Genomic DNA, 19,599 nt, shown 5'->3' on the forward strand with positions numbered 1-19,599 from the left:
ATGACAAAACAACAAAAAAATCTGTGTATATCTGCTAAATCAGTTAAATCTGTGTGCCATTTCAATCTAAAATCTAAAATTTTACGAAAATTGAATCGTAATAACATCGCGATAATTCAATCCCAATAAACTATTTGCAGAACCAACTTTTGAAGGATTACTTCTGAAAATCGCGATTTCAAGAAATCCGGCTTCATTAAAAATAGCCAGTTTTTCTCCTTCATACGTTTTAATTGGATATTTATCAGAAGTTGCAATTGCGGAATAATTAGGCAAAATAGTTTTGATACTTTTGGGTTTCATCACAATTTCATACGGACGACCTTTTGCGACTTCTAAAAATTGCTGTTTAGAAATGTTTGTTACGATATTTCCGAAATGATCAATATAAATTACGTATCCTTTAAGTGAATTTCCATCATTTGAAATCACAGGTTGCAACTCGGTAATTTCTTTGATTGCTGTAATTTCTTTACCAATAACATTCAATAAACCGCCTTTTGCAATGTGACAGGCAACTTGGATAAAAATATCTAAATCAGAAGATTCACTCGCAAATCGATCATGTATGTTTATGGCAACAATTTTTTGCGGAACAATTTTCTGCGTAAGCATGCTCAAAATACCATTATCAGCACATATAAAGTAGTGATCGTTCCATTCCATTGCAATATGCTGATTCTCTTTATTGCGTTCTATATCAACGCCAATAAGGTGAACAGTTCCTTTTGGAAAGCTTAAATAGGAGGCGCCAAGAATGTAACTTGCTTCGGCAGTGTTAAATGGATCGACGTCGTGCGAAATGTCAACAATTGTAGCTTCTGAATACTCAGATAAAATTTTACCCTTAAGCGAACCAACAAAGTGGTCTTTTAAGCCGTAATCGGTAGTAAGGGTAATTATTGACATAATTTTGTTTATAACTATTGGTAGTATTTAAATCTAATTTTCATTAAATTTGAGAAATGCAAAGCTAATAATAGTAAATGCAAAATGAAAGAAAGCAAAGACAATTTACAATAAATATATAGTAGTCTCAGTTTCCAGTTTCAGTTTTCAGTGTTTTAACAAAAGCGATTTTATTCGATAAAAAAAGGTGAAATAGTCTCCGTTTTCAGTTTTAGAATTGTAAATTTAGACTGCGACTGAGAACTGCGATCGTAAACTGTAAACTAAATAATACCCGACAACCACTAATTATAAACTGATTTATTTTTAATTTAAAACTATCTCATTTGAACGAAAGAATTATCGAGCTCATAGACATCGCTCCAAAAGACTTTTGGGGCGCTCAAGACACTCATCTTGAAATAATTAAAAAGTATTACCCAAAGCTTAAAATCGTAGCGAGAGGTACCACTTTGAAAGCATTTGGCGAAAAAGAAGTTTTAGATGAATTCGAAAAAAGATTTCAGAGGCTTATGCTTCATTTTACCCGATATAACAACATTGACGATAATGTGATTGAACGTGTAATTATGAGTGATGGTCAGGATGAAAAAAAATCATACGATCATGACAAAATATTAGTTCATGGAGTTGGCGGTAAATTAATTAAAGCCATGACGCCTAACCAGCAACTACTAGTAGATACCATCAAGAAAAATGATATGGTATTTGCTGTAGGTCCCGCTGGAACAGGAAAAACGTACACGGGTGTTGCAATGGCCGTTAAAGCACTTAAAGACAAAGAAGTAAAAAGGATTATACTAACGCGACCAGCGGTAGAAGCAGGAGAAAATCTTGGTTTTTTACCCGGCGATATGAAAGAAAAACTGGATCCTTATATGCAGCCTCTTTATGATGCTTTGCGCGATATGCTGCCCAACGAAAAGCTCGAAGATTACATTTTAAAAGGAATCATACAAATTGCGCCATTGGCATTTATGCGTGGTCGTACGCTTGATAATGCCTTTGTAATTCTGGATGAAGCGCAAAATACAACGCATTCGCAAATGAAAATGTTTTTGACCCGTATGGGGAAAAATGCCAAATTCATGATTACGGGTGATCCTGGACAGGTCGATTTACCACGCAGAACTATTTCTGGTCTGAAAGAAGCTATTTTAGTCTTGAAAGACGTTGACGGAATTGGAATTATTTATCTTGATGATAAGGATATCGTTCGTCACAGATTGGTGAAAAAGGTGATTGACGCTTATAAACAAATAGAAAATCACGATTAAGTTATGAAATGATTTTGATAAAATGTGAAATGAATTTTGCCGATTAAAATGATTTACACAGATTTTTTACCACAAATTAATTAGTGAATTCGTGGCAGACAACAAGATTTTAAAATCATTTTAATCTTTTAATCAGTGGCAAAAAAGAAAGTGATATTCGTTTTATATATGTTCTTTATGGAAATGTATAAAACGAATATTTTTTTTAATCCCTTTTAAAATGCAGTTTGTCAGGCTGAGCGGAGTCGAAGCTCCCGCAAGTAAAGACAAGTAAGTATTTGAATTTAGAAATAATAAGAAAATGAAACAATTAGATGATTTCTACCTAAACCAACAAGAACCTATAAAAGGGACTTTGCTTGCGTTAAAAGAAATTATTCTTAAACAAGACAAAGGCATTACAAACGTCCTTAAATACGGAATGCCATTTTTTTGCTACAAAGGAAAAATGTTCTGTTATTTATGGATTCATAAAAAACTCCAACAGCCTTATATCGGAATTGTGGAAGGGAAATATTTTGAAGAAGCTTTTTTGATTCAGGAAAATCGTTCGAGAATGAAAATTATGATGTTGGATTCTGATAAAGATTTGCCTATGGAACAAATTGAAAAAGTCTTGCAGAAAGCTTTAAATTTATATAAATCGGGAATTATCAAAGTTTAAATTATTTAAAAAGCGGTATTTAATTAAATAGTTAAATAAATAATAAACTTGCTTTATTTTGGGCTTTTAACGCTTGCAATCTTTGTTCTTTTAGGCTTAAAACCGTAAATTTGCACATCATAAATACTTGATCTTTAATATGAATTCAAATCTTAAAAATATAAAAGTTGTCGTTAGCGATTTAGACGGAACTTTACTCAACCCACAACACAGAATATCAGATTATACCAAATCAATTTTTCAGGAACTTCACAATCAGGATTATCTTATTCTCGTTGCTACAGGACGTCATCATCTTGATGCTATGGCGATTATAGAAACGCTTGAAGTTCCGGTTTATCTTGTAAGTTCAAACGGTGCGAGAATTCATTCGCCTGAGAAAAAAGAACTTTTTGCCTTCAACTTAAATAGTGACGTTGTAAAAGCGGCATTAAATGTTGAAATAGATCCTGAAATTACAGTTGTCTTATTCAAGGAAAATGTTTGGCAAACGAATAAATTAAGCGAAAAACTGAATGCTTTTCAAGCCAAATTAGAATATCATCCAGAATTGGTTGATTATAAAACGCTGGAAGATTTTGGCGCAATAAAAATATTCTTTTCATGTGATAATCATGAGAAATTAGTAAAATTAAAAGATGATATTTTAGCCAATTCTTCAGAGCATTTACATCATGCTTTTAGTTTGCCAACTTGTTTAGAATTTATGGATAAGTCTATCGATAAAGCAGTTGCAATCGAGATGGTACTTGAAAAATTAGGTTACACTTTAGATCAGGCGGTTTCATTTGGCGACGGATTTAATGATGTCCAAATGTTATCTGCGTCAGGAAAAGGTTTGATTATGGGAAATGCTCCGGCTTTATTAAAGGAAACTTTACCTGACTTAGAAGTAATTAAAACAAATGCCGAAGATGGTGTTGCAAAATATATTGCATCAAGTATTCTAAATAAAGAATTCGCTGCAAGCTAAATTTTAAATAGTTGAAAGTCTGAAATTCAAATTTTAGAGTTTTGATAAAAATCAGGTCCCTGAAGATAATTCTTCAGGGATTTTTTCTGTTAAATGAATAATACGCAAAGAATTTCGTAAGCTAATGACAAAAACATTTTTTTAATAATTTTCAAAGTGTATTTTTGTTTTCTCAAAAAACTACTACCATGACAAAAAACATTTTTATTCTTGCCTTTCTAATTTTTTCAATATCAGGCAAAAGCCAGACTTTGAAATTAGAAGAAATAATGAAAGGCGAATCTTTTATTGGAAATCAACCAACAAACGGACGCTGGTCTTTAGATGGTAAAAAAGTTTATTTTGAATGGAATCCGACAGATGATTTAGGTCAAAATACATATTCCTGGCAAAAAGGAGCAGCAAAGCCAGTTTTGGTAGAACCAAAAGAAGCTGTTTTCTCAAAACTTGATTTTAAAAGAAAACCAAATTCTGATCTTGTTTATTACACAGATAAAGGAGGTTTATATTCCTATACAATTAGCACAAAAGCAGTTAAGAAAATCATTCAGCAAAGTGCTCCGGTTTCAAATCTGGAATTAGGTACAGCAACCGGAATATTATTTTTTGAACAAAATGATAATCTTTTTAAATACAATGCTAAAGAAGGAACTGTTTTACAAATAACTAATTTTTCTAAAGGAACTAAAAAGGAAAAAACTCCTGAAAAAGAGTCTTTCTTAAAAACACAACAAAAAGAATTGTTCCTATTTATTAGAGATAAAGAAGCTAAAAAACAATGGAATGTTGCTAAAAACAAAGCGGTTAAATCTGATTTTGCAAAAGAATATTTTTATGGAAAAGACAATTTCTTTAATCTAAAAGCAAACCCGAACGGAAATTTTGCAACATTTAGTCTCATCGAACAATCTGATGATAAAAAGGAAAAAATGGAAGTTATTATAACAGATGATGGTTATAATCAAACTCCGGATACTAAGGAAAAAGTATCTACGGCAAACTTGGTAAAAACAAAATTCGGAATTTATTCTGTTGCAAAAGATACTGTTTACTTTGTGAATTTTTCGACTTTAAGTCATATTCAGGATGCTCCAAAGTACTATGAAAATTATGATAATCTAAAAAGCAAACCCAAAGAAGATAAACTAATTATGGCGCAGCCTCCGGTTTATAATGAAGATGGAACTTTTGGTATTGTTGAAATCAGAAGTCAGGACAATAAAGACAGATGGTTGGTGAGTTTAAATCCTGAAAACGGAACTTTTAAGGAAATCGAACATCAACATGATGATGCTTGGATTGCCGGTCCCGGAATTCCGTCATATTCTTTTGATTCAGGAACTCTCGGTTTTTTAGCAGATAACGAAACGATTTATTTCCAGTCTGAAGCTACAGGATATTCGCATTTGTATACTTATAATTTAAAATCAGGTACTAAAACGCAATTGACAAAAGGAAATTGGGAAGTTCGCGATGTGCAGTTATCTAAAGATAAAAAAACATTTTACTTAACAACAAATACTACACATCCCGGAAATAGAAATTTCTATAAACTTGCTGCTGTTGGCGGAGCTTTAGAACCAATTTTAACTAAAGATGGTGCGCATGAAGTTGTAGTTTCTCCTGATGAAAAATCACTTTTGGTTCGTTATTCATATAAAAATATTCCTTGGGATTTTTATATTGCCGACAATAAAAAGAACACAACTTTACAGCAAATTTCTTCTTCAACAACTGCAAGTTTTAAAAACTACAAATGGAGAGAACCTGAAGTTATTACGTTTAAAGCGGAAGACGGAACGCCAATAAATGCGAGATTGTACACTCCAAATGCGGAAACTGCAAATAAAGCGGCTGTGATTTTTGTTCACGGTGCAGGATATTTACAAAATGCACACAATTATTGGAGTACTTATTATAGAGAATATATGTTTCATAATTTGTTGACTGATTTGGGTTATACTGTTTTGGACATTGATTATAGAGGAAGTGATGGTTACGGACGTGATTTTAGAACTGGAATTTACCGTTTTATGGGTGGAAAAGATTTATCTGATCACCTTGATGGAAAGAAAGTTCTGGTTGAAAAATACGGAATCGACGCGAATAGAGTAGGGATTTACGGTGGTTCTTACGGTGGATTTATTACTTTAATGGGAATGTTGACAACTCCTGGTGAATTCGCTTCGGGCGCTGCTTTGCGTTCTGTTACTGATTGGGCGCATTATAATCACGGATATACAGGAAATATCCTGAATTTCCCTGAAACTGATCCTGAAGCTTACAAAAAAAGTTCTCCTATTTATTATGCAGATAATTTAAAAGGAAACCTTGTAATGTTACACGGAATGGTGGATGATAATGTTGGATATAAGGACATTGTACGTTTATCACAGCGTTTTATAGAATTACAGAAAAAGAATTGGAGCCTGGCTTCGTTCCCTGTTGAATCACATGGATTTAAAGAAACATATTCATGGATTGATGAATACAGCAGAATTTTGAATTTATTTAATGCTACTCTTCTTAAGAAATAAGTTTGCAGTCGCAGTTTTCAGTTTACAGCTGTTAAAAACTTAAACCAATAATGTAAGGAATTTTATAGCAAAATTGTGACAAAGATTAAAAAGATATATCACACAGAATAGCCACAATCATTGTCATTCCGAGGAACGAGGAATTTCCGCAAGAAACTAACGCAAAGCATTTTTCCTAAATTGTCGAGCTACTTGCGAAGATTCCTCGTTCCTCGGAATTGACAAAAATGCGTAAACCAATTTTAAATATAAACTTTTGAGAAAACTGAGACTGAAAACCGAGACTGAAAACTAAAAAACTTTCTTGCTTGCTCTTTTAATTAGTTTTAAATTTGCATTCATAAAAAACAACACAACAAACAATAATGAGCAATACAATCACAACTACAAATTTTAATTTTCCAGATCAGAAATCAGTTTACCGCGGAAAAGTTAGGGAGGTTTATAACATCAACGACGATCTTTTGGTAATGGTGGCAACAGACAGACTTTCGGCTTTTGATGTGGTTTTACCAAAAGGTATTCCGTATAAAGGGCAAATTTTAAATCAGATTGCAACAAGATTCATGGAATTGACGGAAGATATTGTACCAAACTGGTTGATTGCAACTCCGGATCCAAACGTTGCTGTGGGTCATTTATGTGATCCTTTTAAGGTAGAAATGGTTATTCGTGGTTATCTTTCAGGACATGCTGCTCGTGAATATGCTGCCGGAAGAAGACAAATTTGTGGTGTAACAATGACTGAAGGTTTAAAGGAAAATGATAAGTTTCCTGAGCCAATTATTACTCCAACCACAAAAGCTGATAATGGTTCTCATGACGAGGATATTTCTCGTGAAGATATTTTAGCAAAAGCAATTGTTACCGAAGAAGATTATATCGTTTTAGAAAAATATACTCACGATTTATTTCAAAGAGGAACTGAAATTGCTGCTGATCGCGGTTTAATTTTAGTGGATACTAAATATGAATTTGGGAAAACTAAAGATGGTGTTATTGTTTTAATTGATGAAATTCATACACCGGATTCTTCTCGTTATTTCTACGCTGACGGATATCAGGAAAGACAGGATAAAGGGGAAGAACAAAAACAATTGTCTAAAGAATTTGTACGTCGCTGGTTGATTGAAAATGGTTTTCAAGGGCAGGACGGCCAACAAATTCCAGAAATGACTGATGCTTATATTGAATCTGTTTCTGAAAGATATATTGAATTATACGAGAATATCTTGGGAGAGAAATTTGTGAAAGCTGATATCGCTAATATCGATCAGCGCATTGATAAAAATGTAAAAGAATATCTTTTAGATAAATAATAGTTTCCAAGTATTAAACTATTCCTTATTACAATTAAAAAATGCCTTACTATCATAAATAGTAAGGCATTTTCATTTAACTTATGTTCAACGAAATTACTTTTAGGTAATGTTTTTAAACTGAAAACTGCCACATAAGACTGTGACTAAAACTCAAAGAAACTAATCTTCCATTGTAGTTTTTAAATTCTCCAGACCTTTTTGCAGATCGTTTCCAATCATTTTATCCATTTTCATCATAGGCAACATAATATTCATTGGATAAGGTATAACGCCATTGATTCCCCATTTTACTTTAGTTTTGTTTCCTGGTGCATTTTCAGTTGACATGAAACCTACGGCTGTATCTTCCATTGGTTTTTTAAAGCGCAATGCGAAATCTATTCGTTCCCCTTCTGTTATTTTTGTGATTTCCTGTTCGCCAACGCCAACTTCTTTCACATCACTTTCCCAGGCTGATTTTGATCCTACCGTTCCGTCAATTCCTGAATAAGTAGATTTCATTTTGGGATCAATATTAGCCCAAACGCTAAATTCGTTTTGATTTTTTAGATACTTCACATAATTAAAAACATGATCGATGGGTTTGTTAATCATAATTTCTCTTTCAACAGCGTAACTTTTTGGCATAAAAAAAGCGGCCGTGAGCAGAAGTGCAATAATTAAAATGAGGACGATGAGTATTTTTTTAAGGATTCCCATAATTTTTTTGTTTTAAGGTTATTAAATATTTTTGTTTTTGTGGTTGTTGTAATATGTTAATTATTAGGCTTATTATGTGTAGTAAAGTTAAAGAAGAAAAGTTTTGAATTATCGAATTTAAAATTTTTTGATGATTTTTTATATTAATTTTCATTTTAGTGTAACAATTTTGGTTTTATAGCGTCTATTGTACAGAAGCATTAAGTGAGATAACATAAATTTTAAGTTTCAGGGGCATTTATTAAGAAAATGTTAAGAATTAGTTAAAACATAGTACTTTGTTATACATAATACATCGAATAGAATTACATTTACAAAGAATTTAAAAATCATCATTAATCAAATCAACAATTAAAACAATCAATCATTATGAAAAATTCAATTATTTATTTAGGAGTAGCTTTAGTAGCATTTGCAAATGTTTCAATGGCTTCAAATCAAACATCATTTGTACAACCACAAATGGAAATCGTAAACAGTTTTTCTACACCACTAAATGTGGCTGTTAGTAAAGGAGATCTTGATTTTGTTAAAAAACTTATAGAATATGGCGCAGATGTTAACGAGATATCTGAAGATTTATCACCGTTAATGATCGCAGCACGTTATAATAAGGTAGAGATAATAAACCTTTTATTAGCAAATGGTGCAAATGCATCTGCTAAAAATGAAAAAGGTTTCACGGCATTGAAATTTGCACAATTATCAAACGCAAAAGAAGCTATTGCTATTTTGTCAAAAAAATAATAGTTTAAATACAGTTTTAAGTTAGTATAAAAAACGACCTTCTTGAGCAGAAGGTCGTTTTTTATTTTATTTAGCCCCGATGGGCAATATCATTAAGTTAAGCTTTTAAAAAATAAAATTATTGCAAATCAAATCCGTTTTTATTCGCGTTTTTACGAAGTAAATCTGTTTTATCCGCGTCAAAATTAGACGCTGATTTTACTGATTCGCTAACGCGAAAACGCTGATAAAAACGGATTTGTCTAATTACTCTCTTGATTAAACTGTTAAGTAATTTTATAGATTTCCCCTTAACTTAATGACATTGCCAGATGGGAGGGAAAATCCTTTTACTTTTTTTCAAAAAGTAAAAGATTGGAAGGACAGCGGGAATAGCTCCTATTTTTTTCATTTCGACGCAAAGAGAAATCACACAAGAAACTCCGTTCCTAATATGTCAATCTTTGTCGAATACTGGATGTGATTTCTCCTTGCGTCGAAATGACAAACTTTTCGGAGTTACTCGCGGAGATTGCTTCGCCAGTTCGCTATCACTCGTGTCCTTCGACTTCGCTCAGGATGACAAACTATACGAAAATAGTGTTATGAAAATGATTGTCCTAGCCCCGATAGAAGTGAAAATCCTTTTGTGGCGGTCCCGAGGCTTCGGGAGCCACAAAAGATTGAAACGTCCCGAGGCTTCGGGAGCGGGATTGGCTCCTGAAAAAAATTGGTTTTATCATAGAAATCGGGATGACAAGATTGTGTGCTTACAAAAACAGAATACATATTAACCAAAATAAAAAAAGCACCATTAAAATAATGATGCTTTCGTCAAACCTAATCAAATTAATTTAACCAATTAATTAGTCTTCAATGTTTTATTCGATAGGAACGTGTTTTTTACGGTTGAATACCCAGAATATAATTGGAAAAACCAACAGGGTTAAAACAGTTGCAGTAATTAAACCTCCAATAATTACGATTGCTAATGGTTTTTGCGATTCTGAACCAATTCCGGTGGAAATTGCTGCGGGCATTAAACCTATCGATGCCATAAGTGCGGTCATTACTACGGCTCTTGTTCTTGCTTTTACTCCCATAAAAATGGATTCTTCGAGGGTGAATTTTGCTTTTAGATTATGATGGAATTCGGATATCAGGATTACTCCGTTTTGAATGCAAATTCCGAGTAAGGCAATAAATCCAACACCTGCCGAGATTCCGAAGTTCATTCTGGTAAGATGCAATGCGATGATTCCGCCGATAATGGCAAAAGGAACATTGGCTAAAACCAATAATGAATCTTTAATGTTTCCGAATAAAATGAACAGCAATACAAATATCCCAATTAAACTTATTGGAACTACCTGAGCCAAACGCGCGCTGGCACGAACCTGATTTTCAAATTCTCCTGTCCATCCTACGGTATATCCTGCCGGAAGTTTCATTTTGGCAACTTTTGCCTGAGCTTCGGCAATTGTACTTCCTAAATCGCGATCACGAACAGAGAATTTTACGCCAATAAAACGTTTTGTATTATCTCTGTAAATAAAAGCGGGACCAGTAATTGTTTTTAAGTCAGAAATTTCTTTTAATGGAATTTTGATTCCGCTGATTGTTGGTACTTTAAGTTCGGCGATATCATTTTCATCTTTTCTGTATTCTTGTGAAAAACGAACTCTGACATCAAATTTCTTGTCGTCTTCATACTTTTGAGTGGCTGTTTTTCCTCCAAAAGCAAGTTCTAAAACTGCCTGAGCATCACTTAATGTTACGCCATAAGCTGCCATTTTATCGCGATCAAGAACAACGCTGATTTCCGGCTGACCAACATTTCGCAGAATTCCGGCATCTTTTATTCCTGGAATGTTTTTTATCTGAGCCAGAACTTCATTCGATAATTCATCTAATTTATCAAGATCATCTCCATAAATTTTTACAGCGTTTGATGCTTTGAAACCTGCAACAGATTCGGCTACGTTATCAATAACGGGCTGTGAATAATTATAGGTGATTCCCTGATGCACTTTTAGTTTTTGATCCATTTCGTTAATCAAATCGTCCATGCTGATTTTTCGCGTCCATTCTGATTTTGGTTTTAAATCTACCTGAAGCTGGATAAAACCAAAACCATTTGGGTCGGTTCCGTCATTGCTTCGTCCGGTTTGCGATAAAACATTTTTGACTTCGGGAAAACTTTCTAAATCTTTACGGATTATTGAGGCGGTTTTTACGCTTTCGGGTAAAGAACTACTCATTGGTAATTCGGCAGTTACCCATAAAGCGCCTTCATTTAACTGAGGTAAAAATTCTGTTCCTAAAAATGTTGCGGAAAAGAAAACCACAACTAAAAGCACCATTGAACCAATAAGGGTTTGAACTTTATGTTTGAATGTCCAGGCGAAACTTTTACTCACAGTTCGATCCCAGAAATTTACAAACGGATTATTTTTTTCTTTTACATTTTTATTTAAAAGTATATGTGATAAAACCGGAACTAATGTCAAGGTAAAAAGTAATGCTCCCATTAAGGCAAAACCTAATGTGTAGGCTAGGGGAGAGAACATTTTTCCTTCGACTTTCTGGAATGAAAATATGGGTAATAATGCTGTGATAATGATTAATTTAGAAAAGAAGATGGCTTTCCCCATTTCTGCTCCGGTTTTTTTAATTAAGCTTCCTTTTGCAATTTTGTTATAAGCTGTCATTCCTAATTGATGCGCCCTGTGATCTAATACCACAAATAATCCTTCGACCATAACGACGGCACCGTCGATGATAATCCCGAAATCGACTGCGCCTAAACTCAGTAAGTTGGCGCTCATTCCCATCATTTTCAGGCATAAAAAAGCAAATAATAAGGATAACGGAATCACAATTGAAACGGTAAAAGTAGTTCTCCAGTCGGCCATGAAAAGGAATACGACGCAGGTAACGAGAATTATTCCTTCGAATAAATTGTGTATTACGGTTTCGGTCGTGAAATTCATTAAATTATCACGGTCATAAAAGGTTTCAATTTTAATGTCTTTAGGAAGTACATTATCGTTCAAATCTTTGATTTTTGCTTTGATTAAAGCTAATGTTTCCTGCGGATTTTCTCCTTTACGCATTACAACAATTCCTTCAACGGCATCATCATTTTTGCCTAATCCGGTTTGTCCAACTCTTGGCATTGCACTTTCGTAAACTGTCGCGAGGTTTTTGACAAGAATCGGGTTTCCGTTTGCATCATCGACGATAATATTTTCAATATCCTGAATCGATTTTAGAAGTCCAACTCCGCGAACTACAAAAGCTTGTCCGTTTTTTTCGATAATATCACCACCAACATTTAGATTTCCTCCGTTAACGGCATTAAAAACCTGAAGCGGCGTAATGTTGTATTTGGCTAATTTTATAGGATCAACTCCAACTTCATAGGTTTTAGTTTGTCCGCCAAAAACATTCAAATCGGCAACACCCGGAACTGAACGCAATTGTTTGTCAATTACCCAGTTTTGATAGGTTAATAATTCCCTGCTATCTCTGCTGTTACTTTTTACAATGTATCTGAAAATTTCACCCGTAGGTCCATAAGGTGGCTGAACATCCGGCTCTACATCATCAGGAAGTGAAACATTTTTTAATAAATTATTTACCTGCAAACGCGCAAACTGATCGTCGACTCCATCATCAAAAATAATTTTAATTACAGATAAACCAAACATGGTTATACTGCGAACGCTGGTCTTTTTTTGTACCGAGTTCATGGAGATTTCGATTGGTGAAGTCACGAAACGTTCTACTTCTTCGGCACTTTTTCCGTTCCATTGTGTAATGATAATAATCTGCGTATTTGTTACATCAGGAAAAGCATCAATTGGCATATTCTTGAAAGAAATAAAGCCGGCAACCGCCAATAATCCTACCCAAAAAAAGGTAAATGCTTTGTTCTTAAGTGAAAAAGCAATAATATTTCTTATAAATTTGTTCATGTCTTATTCGTTTAAAGCGCGATAAATAAATAACTGATTATTGGCAATAACTTTCTCATTTTCTTTTAAACCACTTGAGATATAAGTAGTTTCTCCCACAACTCTGTAAACTTCAACTTGTCTGGTTTCTATATTGTTACGGTCTTTAAATACCATTACAAAATTTTTACTTTTGTCAAAAACAATTGATTTACTAGGTACGGCTATCATAGATTCACCTTCACTAAATGACAGTTTAATATTAGCGTTCATATCCGGTTTTAGCATATATCCGGGATTCTGCAATTTTATACGCGCTTGCATGGCTTTAGTTTCCGGATCGATTACGTTGAAGATTTTATCGACTTTTCCTTTAAAAATTTTATCGGGATAACTCAATGTGGTTACATCTGCGTCAATTCCCAGTTTTACTTTATTAATATCAATTTCATTTATGTTTGCCAATGCCCAGACTTCGCTGATCTCAGCAATATCAAAGATATTTTCAGATCGGTCGTTTCTTAAAAGCATATCCTGATTGATACTTTTTTGAATGATAAAACCACTTATTGGTGCCGTAACTTCATAAATTGAACCTGCTTTAATGTTGTAAATTTTATAGGTTTCCTGAACTTTGCTCAATTGCGATTGTGCTTTATTGACTTCGGATTTTGCCTGAAGTACATCACTTTCAGAATTCAATTTTCCGTCAAATAATTCCTGAGCAACTTTCATGTGGTTTTTTGCTACTAATAAATCATTTTTGGCATCGATGGATTGTTTTTCAAAATCGGCAATATCAGTACTTTTTATGGTGGCAAGAACTTGTCCTTTGCGAACATAATCTCCCAGTTCTACGTTTACCTTTACTACATTTCCTCCAACAAGCGGATAAACGTCGATCATTTTATTGTTATCGGCGGTAATTTTTCCGTAAAAACTCAATACATTTTTTACGGGTTGTGTTTTCGCTGGTTCTGTTGTAGTAGTTTTAAGCATTGAATCGCTTAAAGCAAATGATGTATTGGTGTCAGGATTTTCAACTTCTTTTTTGCAGCTTGCAATTGTTAAGCTCACAAGTGCAATTGCTATGATTAATTTATATTTCATTTTGTTTCGTTTTAGAATAAGTCTTTGTTGATGGTACTATTTAATTCTTCGCCTGAAAGCACTACTTTTTTCTTTAATTCATTTATCTGAATCGAAGCCTGATTGTAACTTTCCATAAAATCAGTAAATTCTAATAAACTAATATTTCGTTTTTGAAAGTTGGTCAGGATTCCGTTGTAAACGGCTTCAAAGTCTGAATTTACAGTAGGTTTTATTACAACATAGTTTTTGCGGGATTCATCCCATTTGTTCCATGCCGATGTTATTTCGGTTTGTAATTGCAAGTCAAAATTTTGTTTTTCAACTTTTGACTGTTCTAAAATTGTTTGTGCGTATTTAATATTTCCTTTGTTTTTGTTCCAAAGCGGTAACGGAATTCCAAGTATCAAATTAGCTTCTTTATTAAAAGCTCCGCTTCGCTGATCGTAATTTGCTCCAACAGTAATATCTGGAATAGAAAGTGATTTTTGCCATTTTATGTTTATTTCGTTGGCTTCAATATCTTTTTGTTTGATTAAATAATCCGGGCGATTGGCAATTGCATCGTCCTGAAATGCTTTTAGATCAAACGGAATTGTTTTGGTATATTTATTAAAATCTTCCTTAGTAACTTCCGGAACTACATTTTCGGCAGAATTTAATAACAATTTTAAGTTGGCTTGTTCTTCAATATTGTCATTTACAACTTCCATACGCTCGTTTTTAAAATTGAGATACAACGATTGTAAACGAACAAGATCTCTTAACGGAATATTGCCTTTTTGTACCTGTACAGAATATGAGTTGATCAAATCTTCGATATGAGCCAGTTGATTATCTGTGGTTTCAAGACTTTTTGTATTGTAATAAACGGTGAAAAAACTCTTTCGGAGTTGTAGTTTTAGCGTTCTCAGCAAATCATTGAATTGTAATTCGGCTAATTTTTCATTGGTTTGAGCCAGTTTTATTTCGTTGCGTTTTTTTCCGCCTAAATAAATTAATTGCTCGATACCAAATACTTTTTGTCCTTGTTTTGCAATATCAAAATATTGGTTTCTTTCTGGATTATAAGCATTTAATTCTGCCGTAATTGTGGGATTATCCCAAATTCCGGACTGAATTGTAAGTGCCTTAGATGCATCGATGTTGTATTGCGATGCTAATAAAAAGAGATTATTTTTAAGAAATTGGCTTTCACAGTCTTGAAGGGTAATTGTGTTTTGAGCCAAAACTACCGGACCGAAAAGTACAAGTAGGCATGCACATAGTTTTCTCATTGTATCATTTTTAATTATACAAATATGCTATCACCAGACTTTAAGATGCCTTAAAATCTACCTTAAAAATACCTTAAAAAAAGTTACAAATGGAAAAATAAGTGAAATAAATTCGTGTTAATTTTTGGAACACTGTAAGTTATGGTTGCATTATGAAGAGTCAAAATGCGTTGAACGATGCGTAAACCCAGTCCAAAACCTGAAGTTCCTTTAGAATTTTGACCTCGCATAAAGGGCTCAAAAAGAATTTTTTGTTCCTCTTTATTTAATGTGTCGCCCGTATTTGAAATTGAGATAATCAGAGAATCTTCCTGAGTACTTATAATGACTTTTGCTTGTTTGTTGTCTGAGTAAACGCAGGCATTTTTAAGAACGTTGCTTATTGCAATTTCTAATAAATTCTTGTTTCCTTTTATTTCTAATGCGGTATCTAAATTTTCACTTTCTTCGATTTCGAATAAAATAAGAAATTCAGGAAAGCTTTTATTTAAGTTTTCTATTGCCGAGAACAGTATTTCATCCATACGATGGATTTCATTGTTTTCATGATTTTTATTGTCAATTTTAGATAAAATCAAAAGTGAATTGATTAATTCGGTCAATTGATTTACATCAGATAAAATATTGGTTAGAAAACTTCTTTTTTCATCACTTGTTTTAGTATCGGCGATGACATTTTCTATTTGCGAAGTAATTCTGGATAAAGGAGTTCGCAATTCGTGAGAAGCGTGTGCGGTAAATTCTTTTTGCTTTTGATAGGAAATTTCGATTCTGTCCATCATAAAATTGAACTCGTTGGCAATTAAATCAATTTCGTTTTTATTGCTTTTTGATTCGACACGCATATCAAGGTTATTTTCGTTTATATTTTTTATTTTTTGATGGAAGGTATTTAACGGATTCATTAACTTTTTGACGGCTATTGAGGTTATAACCCAGCAAAGACAAGTAAAAAATATATAAGACGCTACTAAGGTATATCTTAAAAAAAGCAATCGTCGTTGTCCGAAATTATCTGTTGCTGATATTAAAGCATAAAAATCCCTGTCTTTAGTATCATAAAAAACACCATAAACTTCGTAATTTCCTTGTTGCTTGAAAAAAGTTTTATTCTTTTTTAAGTATTTAAGATCTTCAATTGACCATTTAATTTTTGCATCGTCAATACTGCTGTAAATAAGGTGGTATTTAGAATCAAAAACTAATGTTTTTTCGTCGTACAATTTATTAATCGAGTTTTGATCGATCATTTTTAAAAGCTGATTGTCAACTTCTTTTACATTTACTAAAAGTTTAATGTTTGAAAGTGCCTTGATTTCCAGCCGATCCCGAAACTCGTCTTTTCTAAAATTAGAATATAAAATGAATATCAATGTAGATGCCAATCCGTAAAGGATTGTAAATAATAAACTTACTAATAATGATATTCGGTTTTTTAAAGTCATTCGTGATCGCTTAGATAATATCCGTAGCCTATTTTGGTTCGGATGAGTTTTGTTTCGTGATCTTTGTCTATTTTTTTTCTTAGAAAATTAATGTAAACTTCTATCGTATTCTGATTGGTTTCAATATGATAATCCCACAGTTTTTCGGCTATAAATTGCTTTGATAATACTTTTCCTTTGGCTTGAGCCAAAATTAAGATGAGTTTAAACTCTTTTGGTGTAAGTTTGATTTCTTCGCCGGAACGAAATACTTTCATATCCTCTTCGAGAATTTCTAAATCCTGTATTATAATTTTTTTCTCTGTTTGCTGCGGAATTTCTTTTCGTCGTAAAAGAGACGTTATTCGGGCATATAATTCCTGAAAATGAAATGGTTTTACCAGATAATCGTCTGCGCCATTATCAAAAGATGCCAGTTTATCTTCTATTTCGCTAAAAGCGGTTAACATTATAATAGGCGTTTTTTTATCAATTTCCCTAATTCCTTTGCAAACATCGATTCCGTTTATTCCGGGAACATTGATGTCCAGAATAATTAAATCATATTGGTACGGAAAATATTTTTTAAGTAATAATGAGCCATCATAATAAGGAAAACACTCGAATTGTTTTGAAGTAAAAAATGCTGAAATTTCTTTGGATAAAGTAAAATCGTCTTCGAGTAATAGTATTTTCATTTCGATTTTTATTAGCAAATTCGGTATTAAAAAATGACCGAATTTGCATTTTTAGAATATATCTTATTTAAAATAAGAAAACGTTTCATTGTTTTCAATTTTCAATAAAGACTCATAAATAAGCTTAATTACGTTTTCAACATCTTCTCTATGAACCATTTCAACAGTTGTATGCATATAACGCAAAGGCAAAGATATCAATGCCGATGCTACGCCGCCGTTACTGTACGCAAAAGCATCTGTATCTGTTCCTGTTGCTCTGGAAGTTGCATGACGCTGAAACGGAATTTTATTTTCTTCGGCTGTATCAATAATCATATCGCGTAATTTATTTTGAACTGCGGGAGCATATGCAATTACTGGGCCTTTACCCATTTTAAGATCGCCTTCGACTTTTTTATCGATCATTGGCGTTGTTGTATCGTGACAAACATCTGTTACAATGGCAATATTTGGTTTAATGGTTTGTGCAATCATTTCGGCTCCGCGAAGACCAATTTCTTCCTGAACTGAGTTGACGATATATAAACCAAACGGAAGTGTTTTTTTGTTTTCCTGTAATAAACGGGCAACTTCGGCAATCATAAAACCGCCCATTCTGTTGTCAATGGCGCGACAAACAAATTTATTTCCGTTTAAGATCATAAATTCGTCAGGATATGTGATTACACAACCTACATGGACGCCCATTTCCAGTACTTGTTCTTTGGTTTCGCAACCTAAATCGATAAAAATATTGCTGATTTTTGGTGATTCTTCCTTATCGCGTAAACGTGTGTGAATCGCCGGCCATCCAAAAACTCCTTTTACAATTCCTTTTTTAGTATGAATATGGACTCTTTTTGATGGCGCAATTTGATGGTCAGAACCACCGTTTCTAATAACATATAATAAACCATCATCTGTAATATAGTTTACGTACCATGAAATTTCATCGGCGTGACCTTCAATCACGACTTTAAATGGTGCATCAGGATTAATAACTCCCACGGCTGTTCCATAAGTATCTGTAATAAAAGTGTCAACATATGGTTTTAAATAATTCATCCAGAGTTTTTGGCCTTCGCTTTCATATCCGGTAGGAGAGGCGTTATTTAGGTAGCTTTCCAGGAAAGCAATTGAGGTATCTTTTAAGATAGATTCTGTGCTCATAAAAATATTTTTTTGCTAATTTATAAATTTGGTATTAGAGTTGTATATAAATATATAATTTTACACTTAAATTATGATTCAATGAGATTTACTTACTGCATTTTATTCTTTATACTGATTTCGTTTACAAGTCAGGCTCAGGTCACGCCCAAGGAAAACCAACAAATGGGGTATATATTGACGGAACAGGATTCTATTTTAAACGATACAATAGAGTTGCCGGAGATTATTATTTCTAAGGAAAGACTAGATCCGGAATCGCAAAAGCAATTTCTGATTCTGCAAAATAGGGTTTATAAAGTATATCCGTATGCAAAATTAGCCGCGGACAGACTTACTGCTTTAAATAGCGGAATGGCGCGTTTGAAAACGAATCGTGAAAAGAAAAAATATTTTAAGATTGTTGAAGATTATCTTAATAATGAATTTGAAGCGCGTTTAAAAAAGCTATCCCGAAAGCAAGGTCAAATTTTAGTAAAACTGGTGCATCGACAGACTGGAATTACAACTTATGAACTCATAAAAACCTTAAAAAGCGGTTTTAAAGCTTTTGTGTCTAATACAACAGCAAATTTATTTGATATTAGCTTAAAAACCGAATACAAACCTTTTGAATCAAATGAAGATTATTTGATTGAAACAATCCTTTTAAGGGGATTTGAATCCGGACGTTTAGTGAATCAAAAACCGGCAAACCCTGTAAATTATGACGACCTTATGAATCACTGGGAATCTAAGGCAAAACAGGTTAAAGAGGTTAAAGCGGATCGATAATATATTATTTTATATCATAAACTTTACATTAAAAAAAACTTACAAATTATTTGTAAGTTTTTTTTTGGATTACAATTTCCAGATTACGAATAATTTTGAATTAAAAGAATTTACCTACT

General features: G+C 33.2%; 15 protein-coding genes. 7 read left to right on the forward strand and 8 right to left on the reverse strand.

All coding sequences use genetic code 11. From position 1 onward, the window contains the following. Positions 1-81: 81 nt before the first annotated feature. The gene (locus ACHZDT_RS22020) at positions 82-909 is read right to left on the reverse strand and encodes an S-adenosyl-l-methionine hydroxide adenosyltransferase family protein (RefSeq protein ID WP_394776849.1); all 828 of its coding nucleotides are present in this window, start codon (positions 907-909) and stop codon (positions 82-84) included. Positions 910-1,235: 326 nt separating this feature from the next. Between ACHZDT_RS22020 and ACHZDT_RS22025 the strand changes: the two genes are divergently transcribed. The 5 genes from ACHZDT_RS22025 (at position 1,236) to ACHZDT_RS22045 (ending at position 7,679) form a co-directional block, all read left to right on the forward strand. After that, on the forward strand, positions 1,236-2,186 hold the full coding sequence (locus tag ACHZDT_RS22025; RefSeq protein WP_055093453.1) for a PhoH family protein: 951 nt from the start codon (positions 1,236-1,238) through the stop codon (positions 2,184-2,186). Positions 2,187-2,487: 301 nt separating this feature from the next. Next, positions 2,488-2,850, forward strand: a complete 363-nt coding sequence (locus ACHZDT_RS22030; protein WP_394776850.1) for a DUF1801 domain-containing protein — start codon at positions 2,488-2,490, stop codon at positions 2,848-2,850. A gap of 139 nt (positions 2,851-2,989) precedes the next feature. Further along, entirely contained in the window at positions 2,990-3,823 is an 834-nt protein-coding gene (locus ACHZDT_RS22035) for a Cof-type HAD-IIB family hydrolase (RefSeq protein ID WP_394776851.1), read from the forward strand. Between the two features lie 188 nt (positions 3,824-4,011). Beyond that, positions 4,012-6,360, forward strand: coding sequence for a prolyl oligopeptidase family serine peptidase (locus tag ACHZDT_RS22040; protein ID WP_394776852.1), 2,349 nt, complete (start codon positions 4,012-4,014; stop codon positions 6,358-6,360). 365 nt (positions 6,361-6,725) lie between these two features. Further along, positions 6,726-7,679, forward strand: a complete 954-nt coding sequence (locus tag ACHZDT_RS22045; protein WP_394776853.1) for a phosphoribosylaminoimidazolesuccinocarboxamide synthase — start codon at positions 6,726-6,728, stop codon at positions 7,677-7,679. A 162-nt stretch (positions 7,680-7,841) separates the two neighbouring features. Here the strand turns inward: ACHZDT_RS22045 and ACHZDT_RS22050 are convergent, their stop codons facing one another. Beyond that, positions 7,842-8,381 (reverse strand): SRPBCC family protein, encoded by a 540-nt coding sequence (locus tag ACHZDT_RS22050; RefSeq protein ID WP_394776854.1) that lies wholly within the window; start codon positions 8,379-8,381, stop codon positions 7,842-7,844. A 369-nt stretch (positions 8,382-8,750) separates the two neighbouring features. Between ACHZDT_RS22050 and ACHZDT_RS22055 the strand changes: the two genes are divergently transcribed. Next, complete coding sequence (locus ACHZDT_RS22055; RefSeq protein ID WP_394776855.1) at positions 8,751-9,128, forward strand: ankyrin repeat domain-containing protein; 378 nt, start codon at positions 8,751-8,753, stop codon at positions 9,126-9,128. An 860-nt stretch (positions 9,129-9,988) separates the two neighbouring features. Here ACHZDT_RS22055 and ACHZDT_RS22060 read toward each other — a convergent pair. From ACHZDT_RS22060 to ACHZDT_RS22085, 6 genes are all read right to left on the reverse strand, one after another. Further along, positions 9,989-13,087 (reverse strand): efflux RND transporter permease subunit, encoded by a 3,099-nt coding sequence (locus ACHZDT_RS22060; protein ID WP_394776856.1) that lies wholly within the window; start codon positions 13,085-13,087, stop codon positions 9,989-9,991. Positions 13,088-13,090: 3 nt separating this feature from the next. Then, a complete protein-coding gene (locus ACHZDT_RS22065; protein WP_394776857.1) occupies positions 13,091-14,176 on the reverse strand; it encodes an efflux RND transporter periplasmic adaptor subunit in 1,086 nt (361 codons plus the stop codon). Positions 14,177-14,187: 11 nt separating this feature from the next. Further along, the gene (locus ACHZDT_RS22070) at positions 14,188-15,432 is read right to left on the reverse strand and encodes a TolC family protein (protein ID WP_394776858.1); all 1,245 of its coding nucleotides are present in this window, start codon (positions 15,430-15,432) and stop codon (positions 14,188-14,190) included. A gap of 83 nt (positions 15,433-15,515) precedes the next feature. Then, positions 15,516-16,877, reverse strand: coding sequence for an ATP-binding protein (locus ACHZDT_RS22075; RefSeq protein WP_394776859.1), 1,362 nt, complete (start codon positions 16,875-16,877; stop codon positions 15,516-15,518). Next, on the reverse strand, positions 16,874-17,554 hold the full coding sequence (locus tag ACHZDT_RS22080) for a response regulator transcription factor (RefSeq protein WP_394776860.1): 681 nt from the start codon (positions 17,552-17,554) through the stop codon (positions 16,874-16,876). Before ACHZDT_RS22080 ends, ACHZDT_RS22075 begins: the two co-directional genes overlap by 4 nt. Before the next feature lie 63 nt (positions 17,555-17,617). Next, the gene (locus ACHZDT_RS22085; protein WP_394776861.1) at positions 17,618-18,706 is read right to left on the reverse strand and encodes a M42 family metallopeptidase; all 1,089 of its coding nucleotides are present in this window, start codon (positions 18,704-18,706) and stop codon (positions 17,618-17,620) included. A gap of 81 nt (positions 18,707-18,787) precedes the next feature. On the opposite strand from ACHZDT_RS22085, the gene ACHZDT_RS22090 reads away from it, so the two are divergent. Further along, on the forward strand, positions 18,788-19,480 hold the full coding sequence (locus ACHZDT_RS22090) for a DUF4294 domain-containing protein (RefSeq protein ID WP_394776862.1): 693 nt from the start codon (positions 18,788-18,790) through the stop codon (positions 19,478-19,480). Positions 19,481-19,599 lie beyond the last annotated feature (119 nt).

Origin of the sequence: Flavobacterium sp., from assembly GCF_043722275.1 — a bacterium.
Lineage (GTDB): Bacteria > Bacteroidota > Bacteroidia > Flavobacteriales > Flavobacteriaceae > Flavobacterium.